Below are 14,771 nucleotides of genomic sequence, written 5' to 3'. Positions count from 1 at the left end.
AAGGAAACGAACTGCACTAATTTTCACCGTAGCAGATGATTTTTGCGCCTTGTCGCTGCTGCGTGTGGTTGGTAAAGTAAGCGGATTTTCTTTTCCGCCCCAGCTTTCAGGATTATCCCTTAGTATGTTGAAAAAATTTCGTGGCATGTTTTCCAATGACTTGTCCATTGACCTGGGTACTGCGAATACCCTCATTTATGTAAAAGGACAAGGCATCGTATTGAATGAGCCTTCCGTGGTGGCCATTCGTCAGGATCGTGCCGGTTCACCGAAAAGCGTAGCTGCAGTAGGTCATGACGCGAAGCAGATGCTGGGCCGTACGCCGGGCAATATTGCTGCCATTCGCCCAATGAAAGACGGCGTTATCGCCGACTTCTTCGTGACTGAAAAAATGCTCCAGCACTTCATCAAACAAGTGCACAGCAACAGCTTTATGCGTCCAAGCCCGCGCGTTCTGGTTTGTGTACCGGTTGGCGCGACTCAGGTTGAACGCCGCGCAATTCGTGAATCCGCGCAGGGCGCTGGTGCCCGTGAAGTCTTCCTGATTGAAGAACCGATGGCTGCCGCAATTGGTGCTGGCCTGCCGGTTTCTGAAGCGACCGGTTCTATGGTGGTTGATATCGGTGGTGGTACCACTGAAGTTGCTGTTATCTCCTTGAACGGCGTGGTTTACTCCTCTTCCGTGCGCATTGGTGGTGACCGTTTCGACGAAGCTATCATCAACTATGTACGTCGTAATTACGGTTCTCTGATCGGTGAAGCCACCGCAGAACGTATCAAGCACGAAATCGGTTCGGCTTACCCGGGCGATGAAGTCCGTGAAATCGAAGTTCGTGGCCGTAACCTGGCAGAAGGTGTTCCACGCGGTTTTACCCTGAACTCCAACGAAATCCTCGAAGCACTGCAGGAACCGCTGACCGGTATTGTGAGCGCGGTAATGGTTGCACTGGAACAGTGCCCGCCGGAACTGGCTTCCGACATCTCCGAGCGCGGCATGGTGCTCACCGGTGGTGGCGCACTGCTGCGTAACCTTGACCGTTTGTTAATGGAAGAAACCGGCATTCCAGTCGTTGTTGCTGAAGACCCGCTGACCTGTGTGGCGCGCGGTGGCGGCAAAGCGCTGGAAATGATCGACATGCACGGCGGCGACCTGTTCAGCGAAGAGTAATCGGATGCAGGCAGGGGAAGCGTCTGTTTACCCTGCCTGGTCTGATACGAGAATACGCATAACTTATGAAGCCAATTTTTAGCCGTGGCCCGTCGCTACAGATTCGCCTTATTCTGGCGGTGCTGGTGGCGCTCGGCATTATTATTGCCGACAGCCGCCTGGGGACGTTCAGTCAAATCCGTACTTATATGGATACCGCCGTCAGTCCTTTCTACTTTGTTTCCAATGCTCCTCGTGAATTGCTGGATGGCGTATCGCAGACGCTGGCCTCGCGTGACCAACTAGAACTTGAAAACCGGGCGTTACGTCAGGAACTGTTGCTGAAAAACAGTGAACTGCTGATGCTTGGACAATACAAACAGGAGAACGCGCGTCTGCGCGAGCTGCTGGGTTCCCCGCTGCGTCAGGATGAGCAGAAAATGGTGACTCAGGTTATCTCCACGGTTAACGATCCTTATAGCGATCAAGTTGTTATCGATAAAGGTAGCGTTAATGGCGTTTATGAAGGCCAGCCGGTCATCAGCGACAAAGGTGTTGTTGGTCAGGTGGTGGCCGTCGCTAAACTGACCAGTCGCGTGCTGCTGATTTGTGATGCGACCCACGCGCTGCCAATCCAGGTGCTGCGCAACGATATCCGCGTGATTGCAGCCGGTAACGGTTGTACGGATGATTTGCAGCTTGAGCATTTGCCAGCGAATACGGATATTCGTGTTGGTGATGTGCTGGTGACTTCCGGTCTGGGCGGTCGTTTCCCGGAAGGCTATCCGGTCGCGGTTGTCTCTTCCGTAAAACTCGATACCCAGCGCGCTTATACTGTGATTCAGGCGCGTCCGACTGCGGGACTGCAACGTTTGCGTTATCTGCTGCTGCTGTGGGGCGCGGATCGTAACGGCGCTAACCCGATGACGCCGGAAGAGGTGCATCGTGTTGCTAATGAACGTCTGATGCAGATGATGCCGCAGGTATTGCCTTCGCCAGACGCGATGGGGCCAAAGTTACCCGAACCGGCAACGGGGATCGCTCAGCCGACTCCGCAGCAACCGGCGACAGGAAATGCAGCTACTGCGCCTGCTGCGCCGACACAGCCTGCTGCTAATCGCTCTCCACAAAGGGCTACGCCGCCGCAAAGTGGTGCTCAACCGCCTGCGCGTGCGCCGGGAGGGCAATAGTGGCGAGCTATCGTAGCCAGGGACGCTGGGTAATCTGGCTCTCTTTCCTTATTGCGCTTTTGCTGCAAATCATGCCCTGGCCGGACAACCTGATAGTTTTCCGGCCAAACTGGGTGTTACTCATCTTGTTGTATTGGATCCTGGCCTTGCCCCATCGCGTAAATGTGGGCACAGGTTTTGTGATGGGTGCCATACTGGATCTGATCAGCGGCTCGACGCTTGGCGTACGCGTATTGGCGATGAGCATCATTGCTTACCTGGTGGCGCTGAAATACCAGCTTTTCCGCAACCTCGCATTATGGCAGCAGGCGCTGGTCGTCATGTTGCTTTCGCTGGTGGTGGATATTATTGTTTTCTGGGCAGAGTTTTTAGTGATTAACGTCTCTTTCAGACCGGAAGTGTTCTGGAGTAGTGTAGTCAATGGGGTGCTCTGGCCGTGGATTTTCTTGCTGATGCGTAAAGTCCGTCAGCAGTTTGCAGTGCAATAAAGGTTTCTATGACTTCTCTGTATTTAGCTTCCGGTTCTCCGCGTCGTCAGGAGTTACTTGCGCAACTTGGCGTAACCTTTGAACGTATTGTTACGGGCATTGAGGAGCAGCGTCAGCCGCAGGAGAGCGCGCAGCAGTATGTTGTGCGTCTGGCGCGCGAGAAAGCACAGGCGGGTGTCGCGCAAACGGCGCAGGATCTCCCGGTGCTGGGTGCGGATACTATCGTTATCCTGAATGGAGAAGTGCTGGAGAAACCGCGCGACGCAGAGCATGCGGTGCAGATGTTGCGCAAATTATCGGGTCAGACCCATCAGGTAATGACGGCAGTGGCGTTGGCCGACAGCCAGCACATTCTCGATTGCCTGGTGGTCACCGATGTGACTTTCAGAACGTTAACAGACGAAGACATCGCGGGCTATGTCGCCAGCGGTGAACCGTTAGATAAAGCAGGTGCATACGGTATTCAGGGGCTGGGTGGCTGTTTTGTCAGGAAGATAAATGGCAGCTATCACGCCGTTGTCGGCTTACCGCTGGTTGAAACGTATGAATTATTAAGTAATTTTAACGCACTGCGTGAGAAAAGGGATAAACATGACGGCTGAATTGTTAGTAAATGTAACGCCTTCGGAAACGCGAGTGGCGTATATTGATGGCGGTATTCTGCAGGAAATTCATATTGAACGTGAGGCGCGACGCGGAATAGTAGGCAATATCTACAAGGGTCGTGTAAGTCGTGTACTTCCGGGTATGCAGGCGGCTTTTGTAGATATTGGGCTGGATAAAGCCGCGTTTCTTCATGCATCCGACATCATGCCGCACACCGAATGTGTGGCGGGTGAAGAACAAAAGCAATTCACGGTGCGCGACATCTCGGAGCTGGTCCGTCAGGGGCAAGATCTGATGGTGCAGGTGGTGAAAGATCCGCTTGGCACTAAGGGTGCGCGCCTGACCACCGATATCACGCTGCCTTCTCGCTATCTGGTGTTTATGCCAGGGGCTTCTCACGTTGGGGTATCCCAACGTATTGAAAGCGAATCAGAACGTGAACGCCTGAAAAAAGTGGTCGCAGAGTATTGCGACGAGCAGGGCGGGTTTATCATCCGTACTGCAGCGGAAGGGGTTGGCGAGGCTGAACTGGCCTCCGATGCCGCTTATCTGAAACGCGTCTGGACCAAAGTTATGGAGCGTAAAAAGCGCCCACAGACCCGTTATCAGCTGTACGGCGAACTGGCGCTGGCGCAGCGTGTTCTGCGTGATTTCGCCGACGCCGAACTCGACCGCATTCGCGTTGACTCACGCCTGACTTACGAAGCATTGCTGGAGTTTACCTCGGAGTACATTCCCGAGATGACCAGCAAGCTGGAGCATTACACCGGACGCCAGCCGATTTTCGATCTCTTTGATGTCGAAAACGAAATCCAGCGGGCGCTGGAACGCAAAGTAGAACTGAAATCCGGTGGCTATCTGATTATCGACCAGACCGAAGCGATGACCACTGTGGACATCAATACCGGAGCGTTTGTCGGTCATCGCAATCTGGACGACACCATTTTCAATACCAATATTGAAGCGACGCAGGCTATCGCTCGCCAGTTACGGTTGCGCAATCTGGGCGGGATTATCATTATTGATTTCATCGACATGAATAATGAAGATCACCGTCGCCGCGTGTTGCATTCGCTGGAGCAGGCGTTGAGCAAAGACCGGGTGAAAACCAGCGTTAATGGTTTTTCGGCGCTGGGGCTGGTGGAGATGACGCGTAAACGCACCCGCGAAAGCATTGAGCACGTACTGTGTAACGAATGCCCAACCTGCCACGGTCGCGGAACGGTGAAAACCGTGGAAACGGTATGCTATGAAATCATGCGCGAGATTGTTCGTGTCCACCATGCTTACGACTCCGACCGTTTCCTGGTCTATGCTTCTCCGGCAGTAGCCGAAGCCTTGAAAGGTGAAGAGTCACACTCGCTGGCGGAAGTGGAAATTTTCGTTGGCAAACAGGTTAAAGTACAAATTGAACCGCTCTATAACCAGGAGCAGTTTGACGTCGTAATGATGTAAACAGATGCTGGGCCGCCATCCGGCAAAGGGTTTTTGAGTCACATTTTTAGCAGACAAGGAGTGACGGGTGAGGCGATTGCCGGGGATTTTACTGCTTACTGGAGCTGCGCTCGTTGTGATCGCTGCCCTGCTGGTTAGCGGCCTGCGTATTGCTTTACCGCATCTTGACGCCTGGCGTCCGGAAATCCTCAACAAAATAGAATCCGCGACTGGCATGCCGGTAGAAGCCAGTCAGCTCTCAGCCAGCTGGCAGAATTTTGGTCCGACGCTTGAAGCGCACGACATCCGTGCAGAACTAAAAGATGGCGGCGAATTTTCGGTTAAACGCGTTACTCTGGCGCTGGATGTCTGGCAAAGCCTGTTACATATGCGCTGGCAGTTTCGTGATCTCACTTTCTGGCAGCTGCGCTTTCGCACCAACACTCCTATCACCAGCGGTGGTGGTAATGATAGCCTGGAAGCCAGTCACATCAGCGATCTGTTTCTTCGTCAATTCGACCATTTCGATCTCCGCGACAGTGAAGTCAGTTTCCTGACGCCATCCGGTCAGCGCGCCGAGCTGGCGATCCCACAACTCACCTGGCTGAACGATCCACGTCGACACCGTGCGGAAGGCCTGGTAAGCCTCTCCAGCCTTACCGGACAGCACGGCGTGATGCAGGTGCGCATGGATTTGCGCGATGATGAGGGGTTGTTAAGCAATGGTCGCGTCTGGCTCCAGGCGGATGACATCGACCTGAAGCCGTGGCTCGGTAAATGGATGCAGGACAATATTGCGCTGGAAACGGCACAGTTCTCCCTTGAAGGCTGGATGACGATCGACAAAGGCGATGTAACCGGCGGTGACGTCTGGCTGAAACAGGGCGGTGCCAGCTGGTTGGGCGAGAAGCAAACGCATACGCTGTCGGTGGATAATCTGACCGCGCATATTACGCGTGAAAATCCGGGCTGGCAGTTCTCTATTCCCGACACACGGATCACGATGGACGGCAAACCCTGGCCGAGCGGAGCATTGACGCTGGCCTGGATACCGGAACAGGACGTTGGAGGCAAAGACAATAAACGCAGTGACGAACTCCGGATTCGCGCCAGTAATCTGGAGCTGGCAGGCCTGGAGGGCGTACGCCCGTTGGCCGCGAAACTTTCACCTGCACTGGGTGATGTTTGGCGCTCCACACAACCGAGCGGCAAGATTAACACTCTGGCGCTGGATATCCCGCTTCAGGCGGCAGACAAGACCCGTTTTCAGGCATCGTGGAGCGATCTGGCCTGGAAGCAATGGAAATTATTACCGGGTGCGGAACACTTCTCCGGGACGCTTTCCGGCAGCGTAGAAAATGGTTTGCTTACTGCGTCGATGAAGCAGGCAAAGATGCCTTACGAAACGGTATTCCGCGCGCCACTGGAAATCGCCGACGGCCAGGCAACGATAAGCTGGCTGAACAATGACAAAGGTTTCCAGCTGGATGGACGTAATATTGACGTTAAAGCCAAAGCCGTCCATGCGCGCGGCGGTTTTCGTTACCTGCAACCTGCTAACGATGAACCCTGGCTGGGGATTCTGGCTGGCATCAGTACCGACGATGGTTCACAAGCCTGGCGCTATTTCCCGGAAAACTTGATGGGTAAAGACCTGGTTGATTACTTAAGTGGCGCGATTCAGGGCGGTGAAGCGGATAACGCGACGCTGGTTTATGGTGGCAATCCGCAACTCTTCCCCTATAAACACAACGAAGGTCAGTTTGAAGTGCTGGTGCCGCTGCGTAACGCGAAGTTTGCCTTCCAGCCGGACTGGCCTGCATTAACTAACCTTGATATTGAACTGGACTTTATTAACGACGGTTTATGGATGAAAACCGATGGCGTTAATCTGGGCGGCGTGCGCGCGAGTAATCTCACCGCAGTGATCCCTGACTACTCAAAAGAAAAACTGCTGATTGACGCTGACATTAAAGGCCCGGGTAAAGCCGTCGGCCCTTACTTTGATGAGACACCGCTGAAAGATTCTCTGGGGGCGACCCTGCAAGAACTCCAGCTCGACGGCGATGTGAATGCTCGCTTACATCTTGATATCCCGCTGAACGGCGAGTTGGTAACCGCGAAAGGTGAAGTGACGCTGCGTAATAACAGTCTGTTTATCAAACCACTCGACAGCACCCTGAAAAATTTGAGCGGTAAATTCAGCTTTATCAATGGCGATCTGCAAAGTGAACCACTGACAGCAAGCTGGTTTAATCAGCCGTTGAACGTGGATTTTTCCACCAAAGAAGGGGCAAAAGCCTACCAGGTTGCGGTGAATCTCAACGGTAACTGGCAACCAGCGAAAACCGGCGTTTTGCCTGAAGCGGTGAACGAAGCATTAAGTGGCAGCGTGGCGTGGGATGGTAAAGTGGGCATTGAGCTGCCTTATCATGCTGGCGCGACCTATAACGTAGAGCTGAACGGCGATTTGAAGAATGTGAGCAGTCACTTACCTTCACCGTTAGCCAAACCTGCGGGTGAACCACTACCGGTAAACGTTAAGGTTGATGGCAATCTCAACAGCTTTGAGTTAACCGGACAGGCTGGTGCGGATAACCATTTCAATAGCCGCTGGTTGCTTGGTCAAAAGCTGACGCTCGACCGTGCTATTTGGGCGGCAGACAGTAAAACGCTCCCGCCGTTGCCGGAACAAAGTGGCGTTGAACTCAATATGCCGCCGATGAATGGTGCCGAGTGGCTGGCCCTGTTCCAGAAAGGCGCGGCGGAGAGTGTCGGTGGTGCAGCGAGTTTCCCACAACACATAACGTTACGTACGCCTATGTTGTCGCTGGGAAATCAGCAATGGAATAACCTGAGTATTGTTTCGCAACCGACGGCAAATGGCACCCAGGTTGAGGCGCAAGGGCGTGAAATCAACGCCACGCTGGCGATGCGTAATAACGCGCCGTGGCTGGCGAATATCAAATATCTTTATTACAACCCGAGCGTGGCGAAAACTCGTGGTGATTCAACGCCGTCATCACCTTTCCCGACAACGGAGCGCATTAACTTCCGTGGCTGGCCGGACGCACAAATACGATGCGCAGAGTGCTGGTTCTGGGGGCAAAAATTCGGGCGCATTGACAGTGATATCACCATTTCTGGCAATACATTAACGCTGACTAATGGACTGATTGATACTGGTTTTTCGCGGCTCACTGCCGATGGTGAATGGGTTAACAATCCGGGAAATGAACGCACCTCGCTGAAAGGAAAACTGCGTGGGCAGAAAATTGATGCAGCCGCAGAATTTTTTGGTGTCACGACGCCCATACGCCAGTCGTCATTTAATGTGGATTACGATTTACACTGGCGCAAAGCACCCTGGCAACCAGATGAGGCGACGTTGAATGGCATCATTCATACTCAACTGGGTAAAGGCGAAATTACCGAAATCAATACCGGACATGCCGGGCAATTGCTGCGCTTATTGAGCGTTGATGCCCTGATGCGTAAGCTGCGTTTTGATTTCAGAGACACCTTTGGTGAAGGGTTCTATTTTGACTCCATTCGCAGCACCGCGTGGATTAAAGACGGCGTTATGCACACCGACGACACGCTGGTGGATGGCCTGGAAGCGGACATTGCCATGAAAGGGTCGGTAAATCTGGTGCGTCGCGACCTGAATATGGAAGCGGTTGTCGCACCAGAGATTTCTGCGACGGTGGGCGTGGCTGCGGCTTTTGCGGTTAACCCCATTGTTGGCGCGGCAGTGTTTGCCGCCAGTAAAGTGCTGGGACCGCTGTGGAGCAAAGTCTCCATTTTGCGCTATCACATTTCGGGTCCGCTGGACGATCCGCAAATCAACGAAGTGTTGCGACAACCGCGTAAAGAAAAAGCGCAATGATTTGACGAGGGCGCGTAATTGCCCCAATCTCATAGGATAATCGTTGCCAAAGGCCAACGAGCCAGAACATAACCGTAGGCCGGACAGGGCGTTCACGCCGCATCCGGCAGCCGTAAAAAATCCTCTACTGCAGTAACTAACGAGTAGCAAAAACGATGAGTCTGAACCTGGTAAGTGAACAATTGCTAGCGGCGAACGGCCTGAAACATCAGGACTTGTTCGCGATCCTCGGTCAACTGGCCGAACGTCGCCTTGATTATGGCGATCTCTATTTTCAGTCGAGCTATCACGAATCCTGGGTTTTAGAAGACCGTATTATTAAAGATGGTTCTTACAACATCGATCAGGGCGTTGGCGTGCGTGCAATCAGTGGTGAAAAAACCGGATTTGCTTACGCTGACCAAATCAGCCTGCTGGCGCTGGAACAGAGTGCACAAGCGGCGCGCACCATCGTCCGTGATAGTGGTGATGGCAAAGTACAGACGCTGGGCGCGGTAGAGCATAGCCCGTTATATACCTCGGTAGATCCGCTGCAAAGCATGAGCCGTGAAGATAAGCTGGATATCCTGCGTCGCGTCGATAAGGTTGCCCGCGAAGCGGACAAGCGCGTACAGGAAGTGACTGCCAGCCTCAGTGGTGTCTATGAATTAATTCTGGTTGCGGCCACCGACGGCACGCTAGCGGCGGATGTCCGTCCGCTGGTGCGTCTTTCCGTGAGCGTTCTGGTCGAAGAAGATGGCAAACGCGAACGCGGTGCCAGTGGCGGCGGCGGTCGTTTTGGTTATGAGTTCTTCCTTGCCGATCTCGACGGCGAAGTCCGTGCGGATGCGTGGGCAAAAGAAGCAGTGCGTATGGCGCTGGTCAATCTTTCTGCCGTTGCTGCACCAGCGGGCACCATGCCGGTAGTACTTGGCGCAGGTTGGCCGGGCGTGCTGTTGCATGAAGCGGTGGGTCACGGTCTGGAAGGCGACTTCAACCGCCGTGGCACTTCAGTATTTAGTGGACAGGTCGGGGAGTTGGTGGCTTCAGAACTGTGTACCGTGGTTGATGACGGCACGATGGTCGATCGCCGTGGTTCGGTGGCGATTGATGACGAAGGTACGCCAGGCCAGTACAACGTGCTGATTGAGAACGGCATTCTGAAAGGCTACATGCAGGATAAACTCAACGCGCGTTTGATGGGGATGACGCCGACTGGCAACGGTCGCCGTGAATCCTACGCTCATCTGCCCATGCCGCGTATGACCAATACCTATATGCTGCCGGGTAAATCGACCCCGCGGGAAATTATTGAATCCGTTGAGTACGGTATCTATGCACCGAACTTTGGTGGCGGTCAGGTGGATATCACCTCCGGCAAATTCGTTTTCTCCACCTCAGAAGCGTATCTGATTGAAAACGGTAAAGTAACGAAGCCGGTGAAAGGCGCAACGTTGATTGGTTCCGGTATCGAAACCATGCAGCAGATTTCGATGGTTGGCAACGACCTGAAACTGGATAACGGCGTGGGTGTCTGCGGTAAAGAAGGGCAAAGTTTGCCGGTTGGCGTGGGCCAGCCAACGCTGAAAGTTGATAACCTGACTGTTGGCGGTACTGCGTAATAATTTCAGTATTTTCAGAAAGATAATTAATCCTTCTCCGTGTACGAACGGTCCCCTCGCCCCTCTGGGGTTAGGGTGAGGGGAACCCGTTGGCACAGGTTTGTACTACGTAACAGTACAATATTAATTACTTCTCTTTCCCGCGCCCGTGCATCTCCTGAAACAATTTACCGACCTCAACAAAATAATCCGTTAGCGAGTTGATCACGACTTGTACCTTCAGCGGCAGCTTATCTTTTTCGGTATATAACGCATAAACCGGGCGTGGATCTGACTGATAACGCGGCAGCAGGATCTCCAGCTCCCCACGATTGATCTCGTTGATCACCCACATCAGCGGCACGTAGGCGATCCCGGCACCCGCCGTCAGCCAGCGCACCAGCGTCATCGGATCATTAGTCACAAATCTTCCTTGTGGGATCAGGCGAGTCGAGATCCCTTCCGGTGCGATCAGTTCAAATTCATTGTCGGGCCGCACGCTGTATTCAAGCCATGAATGACTACTCAAATCGGCGGGTTTTTCCGGTATGCCGTATTGTGTGAGATAGCTTTTCGCGGCGCACACCACCATCGGCATCGCGCCCAGACGGCGGGAAAACAGGCTGGAATCCTGCAACGCGCCGACGCGGATCACCACATCCAGACCATCGGCAATCAGGTCGGGGGCAGGAATTCCGGTAACCAGATTGACGCTCAAACCTGGGTATTCTTTCAGCATTTTTGCTGTCAGCCCGGCGAGAACATTTTGTGCCATAGTTGAAGAACAGCCAATGCGCAGCGTCCCGATGGGGGTGTTATTGAAGGCATACAGTTGCTCATGAACATCCTGCACTTCATGGAGCATCCGACGGCAGCCCTGGTAGTAAATTCTACCGGCTTCGGTCAGGCCAATGCTGCGTGTGCTACGGTTTAACAGCTTTACCTGCAACTCATCTTCCAGTTTTGACACCGTCTGACTGATGGACGAAACGCTCATCTGTAGCTGTCTGGCGGCGGCGGTAAAAGAGCCAAATTCAACTACTTTGGCAAACACCGACATGCGTTTTAGTCGTTCCATTATTCACTCTGACTTAAAAGTGATTTAGATCACATAATATAGATAACAGCATAACAGTTACGCTAATATATTAAATATCAATCTACAGCAATGTTGCTCTCGCCCGGCTTTCCATGCCCTTCTCTGCGGCGACAGATGCTGAAAATAATAACGCCTGCTCTCTCTATACAACCAAGGTCAACATGAGTCTGTTTCCCGTTATCGTGGTGTTTGGGCTGTCCTTCCCACCGATATTTTTCGAATTGCTTTTATCACTGGCGATTTTCTGGCTGGTGCGCCGGGTACTTGTGCCAACAGGTATCTACGACTTTGTCTGGCATCCGGCGTTGTTCAACACCGCGCTCTATTGCTGCTTGTTTTATTTGATATCGCGACTGTTCGTTTGAGGTTGAAGTGAAAACACTAATAAGAAAATTCTCCCGTACGGCCATCACGGTCGTATTAGTCATTCTGGCCTTCATCGCAATTTTTAATGCCTGGGTCTATTACACCGAATCCCCCTGGACGCGTGACGCGCGCTTTAGCGCTGACGTCGTTGCGATCGCGCCGGACGTTTCTGGACTTATCACCCAGGTGAATGTTCATGATAACCAGCTGGTGAAAAAAGGACAGGTACTGTTCACCATCGACCAGCCGCGCTATCAAAAGGCGCTTGAGGAAGCGCAAGCCGATGTTGCTTATTATCAGGTACTGGCACAGGAGAAACGCCAGGAGGCCGGACGTCGTAACCGTCTCGGTGTGCAGGCGATGTCTCGCGAAGAGATCGACCAGGCCAACAACGTACTACAAACAGTTCTGCATCAGTTAGCGAAAGCGCAGGCGACCCGCGATCTGGCAAAACTGGATCTTGAACGTACAGTCATCCGCGCGCCAGCAGATGGCTGGGTGACCAACCTCAACGTCTATACCGGTGAGTTTATTACCCGTGGATCAACGGCGGTTGCGCTGGTCAAACAGAACTCCTTCTATGTACTGGCCTATATGGAAGAAACTAAGCTGGAAGGGGTGCGCCCTGGGTATCGTGCGGAGATCACGCCGCTTGGCAGTAACAAAGTGCTGAAAGGGACTGTTGATAGTGTTGCCGCTGGGGTCACCAACGCCAGCAGCACGCGTGACGACAAAGGGATGGCGACCATCGACTCTAACCTTGAATGGGTGCGTTTGGCGCAACGTGTTCCGGTTCGTATTCGTCTCGACAACCAGCAAGAGAACATCTGGCCTGCGGGCACCACTGCTACAGTGGTGGTCACTGGCAAACAAGATCGCGACGAAAGCCAGGATTCGTTCTTCCGTAAAATGGCCCATCGCCTGCGTGAGTTTGGTTAATCACGATGGGTATTTTCTCCATTGCTAACCAACATATTCGCTTTGCGGTAAAACTGGCGACCGCCATTGTACTGGCGCTGTTTGTTGGCTTTCACTTCCAGCTGGAAACGCCACGCTGGGCGGTACTGACAGCGGCGATTGTTGCCGCCGGTCCGGCCTTTGCTGCGGGAGGTGAACCGTATTCTGGCGCTATTCGCTATCGTGGCTTTTTGCGCATCATCGGCACATTTATTGGCTGTATTGCTGGACTGGTGATCATCATTGCGATGATCCGCGCACCATTATTGATGATTCTGGTGTGCTGTATCTGGGCCGGTTTTTGTACCTGGATATCCTCGCTGGTACGAATAGAAAACTCGTATGCGTGGGGGCTGGCCGGTTATACCGCGCTGATCATTGTGATCACTATTCAGCCGGAACCATTGCTTACGCCGCAGTTTGCCGTCGAACGTTGTAGCGAGATCGTTATCGGTATTGTGTGTGCAATTATGGCGGATTTGCTCTTTTCTCCGCGATCGATCAAACAAGAAGTGGATCGAGAGCTGGAAAGTTTGCTGGTTGCGCAATATCAATTAATGCAACTCTGTATCAAGCATGGCGATGGTGAAGTTGTCGATAAAGCCTGGGGCGATCTGGTGCGACGTACTACGGCGTTACAAGGTATGCGCAGCAACCTGAATATGGAATCTTCCCGCTGGGCGCGGGCCAATCGACGTTTAAAAGCGATCAATACGCTATCGCTGACGCTGATTACACAATCCTGCGAAACTTATCTTATTCAGAATACGCGCCCGGAATTGATCACTGATACTTTCCGCGAATTTTTTGACACGCCGGTAGAAACCGCGCAGGACGTCCACAAGCAGCTCAAACGCCTGCGGAGAGTTATCGCCTGGACCGGGGAACGGGAAACGCCTGTCACCATTTATAGCTGGGTCGCGGCGGCAACGCGTTATCAGCTTCTCAAGCGCGGCGTTATCAGTAACACAAAAATCAACGCCACCGAAGAAGAGATCCTGCAAGGCGAACCGGAAGTCAAAGTAGAGTCAGCCGAACGTCATCATGCGATGGTTAACTTCTGGCGAACCACACTTTCCTGCATTCTGGGGACGCTTTTCTGGCTGTGGACGGGCTGGACTTCAGGCAGTGGTGCAATGGTGATGATTGCGGTAGTGACGTCACTGGCAATGCGTTTGCCGAATCCACGCATGGTGGCGATCGACTTTATCTATGGGACGCTGGCGGCGCTGCCGTTAGGGCTGCTCTACTTTTTGGTGATTATCCCTAATACCCAACAAAGCATGTTATTGCTGTGTATTAGCCTGGCAGTGCTGGGATTTTTCCTCGGTATAGAAGTACAGAAACGGCGACTGGGCTCGATGGGGGCGCTGGCCAGCACCATAAATATTATCGTGCTGGATAACCCGATGACTTTCCATTTCAGTCAGTTTCTCGACAGCGCATTAGGGCAAATCGTCGGCTGTGTGCTCGCGTTCACCGTTATTTTGCTGGTGCGGGATAAATCGCGCGACAGGACTGGACGTGTACTGCTTAATCAGTTTGTTTCTGCTGCTGTTTCCGCGATGACTACCAATGTGGCACGTCGTAAAGAGAACCACCTCCCGGCACTTTATCAGCAGCTGTTTTTGCTGATGAATAAGTTCCCAGGGGATTTGCCGAAATTTCGCCTGGCGCTGACGATGATTATCGCGCACCAGCGCCTGCGTGATGCGCCGATCCCGGTTAACGAGGATTTATCGGCGTTTCACCGACAAATGCGCCGCACAGCAGACCATGTGATATCTGCCCGTAGCGATGATAAACGTCGTCGGTACTTTGGCCAGTTGCTGGAAGAACTGGAAATCTACCAGGAAAAGCTACGCATCTGGCAAGCGCCACCGCAGGTGACGGAACCAGTACATCGGCTTACGGGTATGCTCCATAAGTATCAACATGCGTTGACCGATAGTTAAGTCAAAACCGACGCCAAAAGCGTCGGTTTTTTCATGGCTATACTTAGCAATGAACGGCAG

11 protein-coding genes are annotated in these 14,771 nt (G+C 53.0%); 10 read left to right on the top strand and 1 reads right to left on the bottom strand.

Translation table 11 applies throughout. The annotated features are described in order from the left end of the window. Positions 1 to 124: 124 nt before the first annotated feature. From mreB to tldD, 7 genes are all read left to right on the top strand, one after another. On the top strand, positions 125 to 1,168 hold the full coding sequence (mreB, locus tag ACJHX7_RS06965) for a rod shape-determining protein MreB (protein ID WP_000913396.1): 1,044 nt from the start codon (positions 125 to 127) through the stop codon (positions 1,166 to 1,168). Positions 1,169 to 1,233: 65 nt separating this feature from the next. Next, the gene (mreC, locus tag ACJHX7_RS06960; protein WP_000802511.1) at positions 1,234 to 2,337 is read left to right on the top strand and encodes a rod shape-determining protein MreC; all 1,104 of its coding nucleotides are present in this window, start codon (positions 1,234 to 1,236) and stop codon (positions 2,335 to 2,337) included. Continuing rightward, positions 2,337 to 2,825: a rod shape-determining protein MreD gene (gene mreD / locus ACJHX7_RS06955; protein WP_000179409.1), complete on the top strand. Its 489-nt coding sequence runs from the start codon at positions 2,337 to 2,339 to the stop codon at positions 2,823 to 2,825. The genes mreC and mreD overlap by 1 nt, the downstream gene beginning before the upstream one ends. A gap of 8 nt (positions 2,826 to 2,833) precedes the next feature. After that, entirely contained in the window at positions 2,834 to 3,427 is a 594-nt protein-coding gene (gene yhdE / locus ACJHX7_RS06950; RefSeq protein WP_000203099.1) for a nucleoside triphosphate pyrophosphatase YhdE, read from the top strand. Continuing rightward, positions 3,417 to 4,886 (top strand): ribonuclease G, encoded by a 1,470-nt coding sequence (gene rng, locus ACJHX7_RS06945; RefSeq protein WP_000123197.1) that lies wholly within the window; start codon positions 3,417 to 3,419, stop codon positions 4,884 to 4,886. Before yhdE ends, rng begins: the two co-directional genes overlap by 11 nt. A 67-nt stretch (positions 4,887 to 4,953) precedes the next feature. After that, positions 4,954 to 8,754, top strand: a complete 3,801-nt coding sequence (gene yhdP, locus ACJHX7_RS06940) for an AsmA2 domain-containing protein YhdP (RefSeq protein WP_094030179.1) — start codon at positions 4,954 to 4,956, stop codon at positions 8,752 to 8,754. A 155-nt stretch (positions 8,755 to 8,909) separates the two neighbouring features. Next, the gene (gene tldD / locus ACJHX7_RS06935) at positions 8,910 to 10,355 is read left to right on the top strand and encodes a metalloprotease TldD (protein WP_094030178.1); all 1,446 of its coding nucleotides are present in this window, start codon (positions 8,910 to 8,912) and stop codon (positions 10,353 to 10,355) included. 127 nt (positions 10,356 to 10,482) lie between these two features. Here tldD and aaeR read toward each other — a convergent pair whose 3' ends face one another. Continuing rightward, the gene (aaeR, locus tag ACJHX7_RS06930) at positions 10,483 to 11,412 is read right to left on the bottom strand and encodes an HTH-type transcriptional activator AaeR (protein WP_000440317.1); all 930 of its coding nucleotides are present in this window, start codon (positions 11,410 to 11,412) and stop codon (positions 10,483 to 10,485) included. A gap of 182 nt (positions 11,413 to 11,594) precedes the next feature. Here aaeR and aaeX point away from each other — a divergent pair, with 182 nt between their 5' ends. Genes aaeX through aaeB form a run of 3 tightly spaced genes read left to right on the top strand, consistent with a single transcriptional unit; the run spans position 11,595 to position 14,711 of the window. Then, a complete protein-coding gene (gene aaeX, locus ACJHX7_RS06925) occupies positions 11,595 to 11,798 on the top strand; it encodes a p-hydroxybenzoic acid efflux pump operon protein AaeX (protein ID WP_000051841.1) in 204 nt (67 codons plus the stop codon). 7 nt (positions 11,799 to 11,805) lie between these two features. After that, entirely contained in the window at positions 11,806 to 12,738 is a 933-nt protein-coding gene (gene aaeA, locus ACJHX7_RS06920; protein ID WP_000854033.1) for a p-hydroxybenzoic acid efflux pump subunit AaeA, read from the top strand. A gap of 5 nt (positions 12,739 to 12,743) precedes the next feature. Beyond that, on the top strand, positions 12,744 to 14,711 hold the full coding sequence (aaeB, locus tag ACJHX7_RS06915) for a p-hydroxybenzoic acid efflux pump subunit AaeB (protein ID WP_000510964.1): 1,968 nt from the start codon (positions 12,744 to 12,746) through the stop codon (positions 14,709 to 14,711). Positions 14,712 to 14,771 lie beyond the last annotated feature (60 nt).

The organism is Escherichia sp. WS1451, assembly GCF_046487365.1.
Classification (GTDB): Bacteria; Pseudomonadota; Gammaproteobacteria; order Enterobacterales; family Enterobacteriaceae; genus Escherichia; species Escherichia coli.
The sequence above is the reverse complement of the archived record's forward strand: the minus strand, read 5'-3'. Positions and strand labels throughout refer to the sequence as shown.

What these genes read in the sequence shown, in the direction of transcription:
- mreC (WP_000802511.1), top strand. Translation starts at nt 1,234, where the DNA reads ATGAAGCCAATTTTTAGCCGTGGCCCGTCGCTACAGATTCGCCTTATT.
- aaeB (WP_000510964.1), top strand. Translation starts at nt 12,744, where the DNA reads ATGGGTATTTTCTCCATTGCTAACCAACATATTCGCTTTGCGGTAAAA.
- tldD (WP_094030178.1), top strand. Translation starts at nt 8,910, where the DNA reads ATGAGTCTGAACCTGGTAAGTGAACAATTGCTAGCGGCGAACGGCCTG.
- aaeX (WP_000051841.1), top strand. Translation starts at nt 11,595, where the DNA reads ATGAGTCTGTTTCCCGTTATCGTGGTGTTTGGGCTGTCCTTCCCACCG.
- yhdE (WP_000203099.1), top strand. Translation starts at nt 2,834, where the DNA reads ATGACTTCTCTGTATTTAGCTTCCGGTTCTCCGCGTCGTCAGGAGTTA.
- mreB (WP_000913396.1), top strand. Translation starts at nt 125, where the DNA reads ATGTTGAAAAAATTTCGTGGCATGTTTTCCAATGACTTGTCCATTGAC.
- aaeR (WP_000440317.1), bottom strand. Translation starts at nt 11,412, where the DNA reads ATGGAACGACTAAAACGCATGTCGGTGTTTGCCAAAGTAGTTGAATTT.
- rng (WP_000123197.1), top strand. Translation starts at nt 3,417, where the DNA reads ATGACGGCTGAATTGTTAGTAAATGTAACGCCTTCGGAAACGCGAGTG.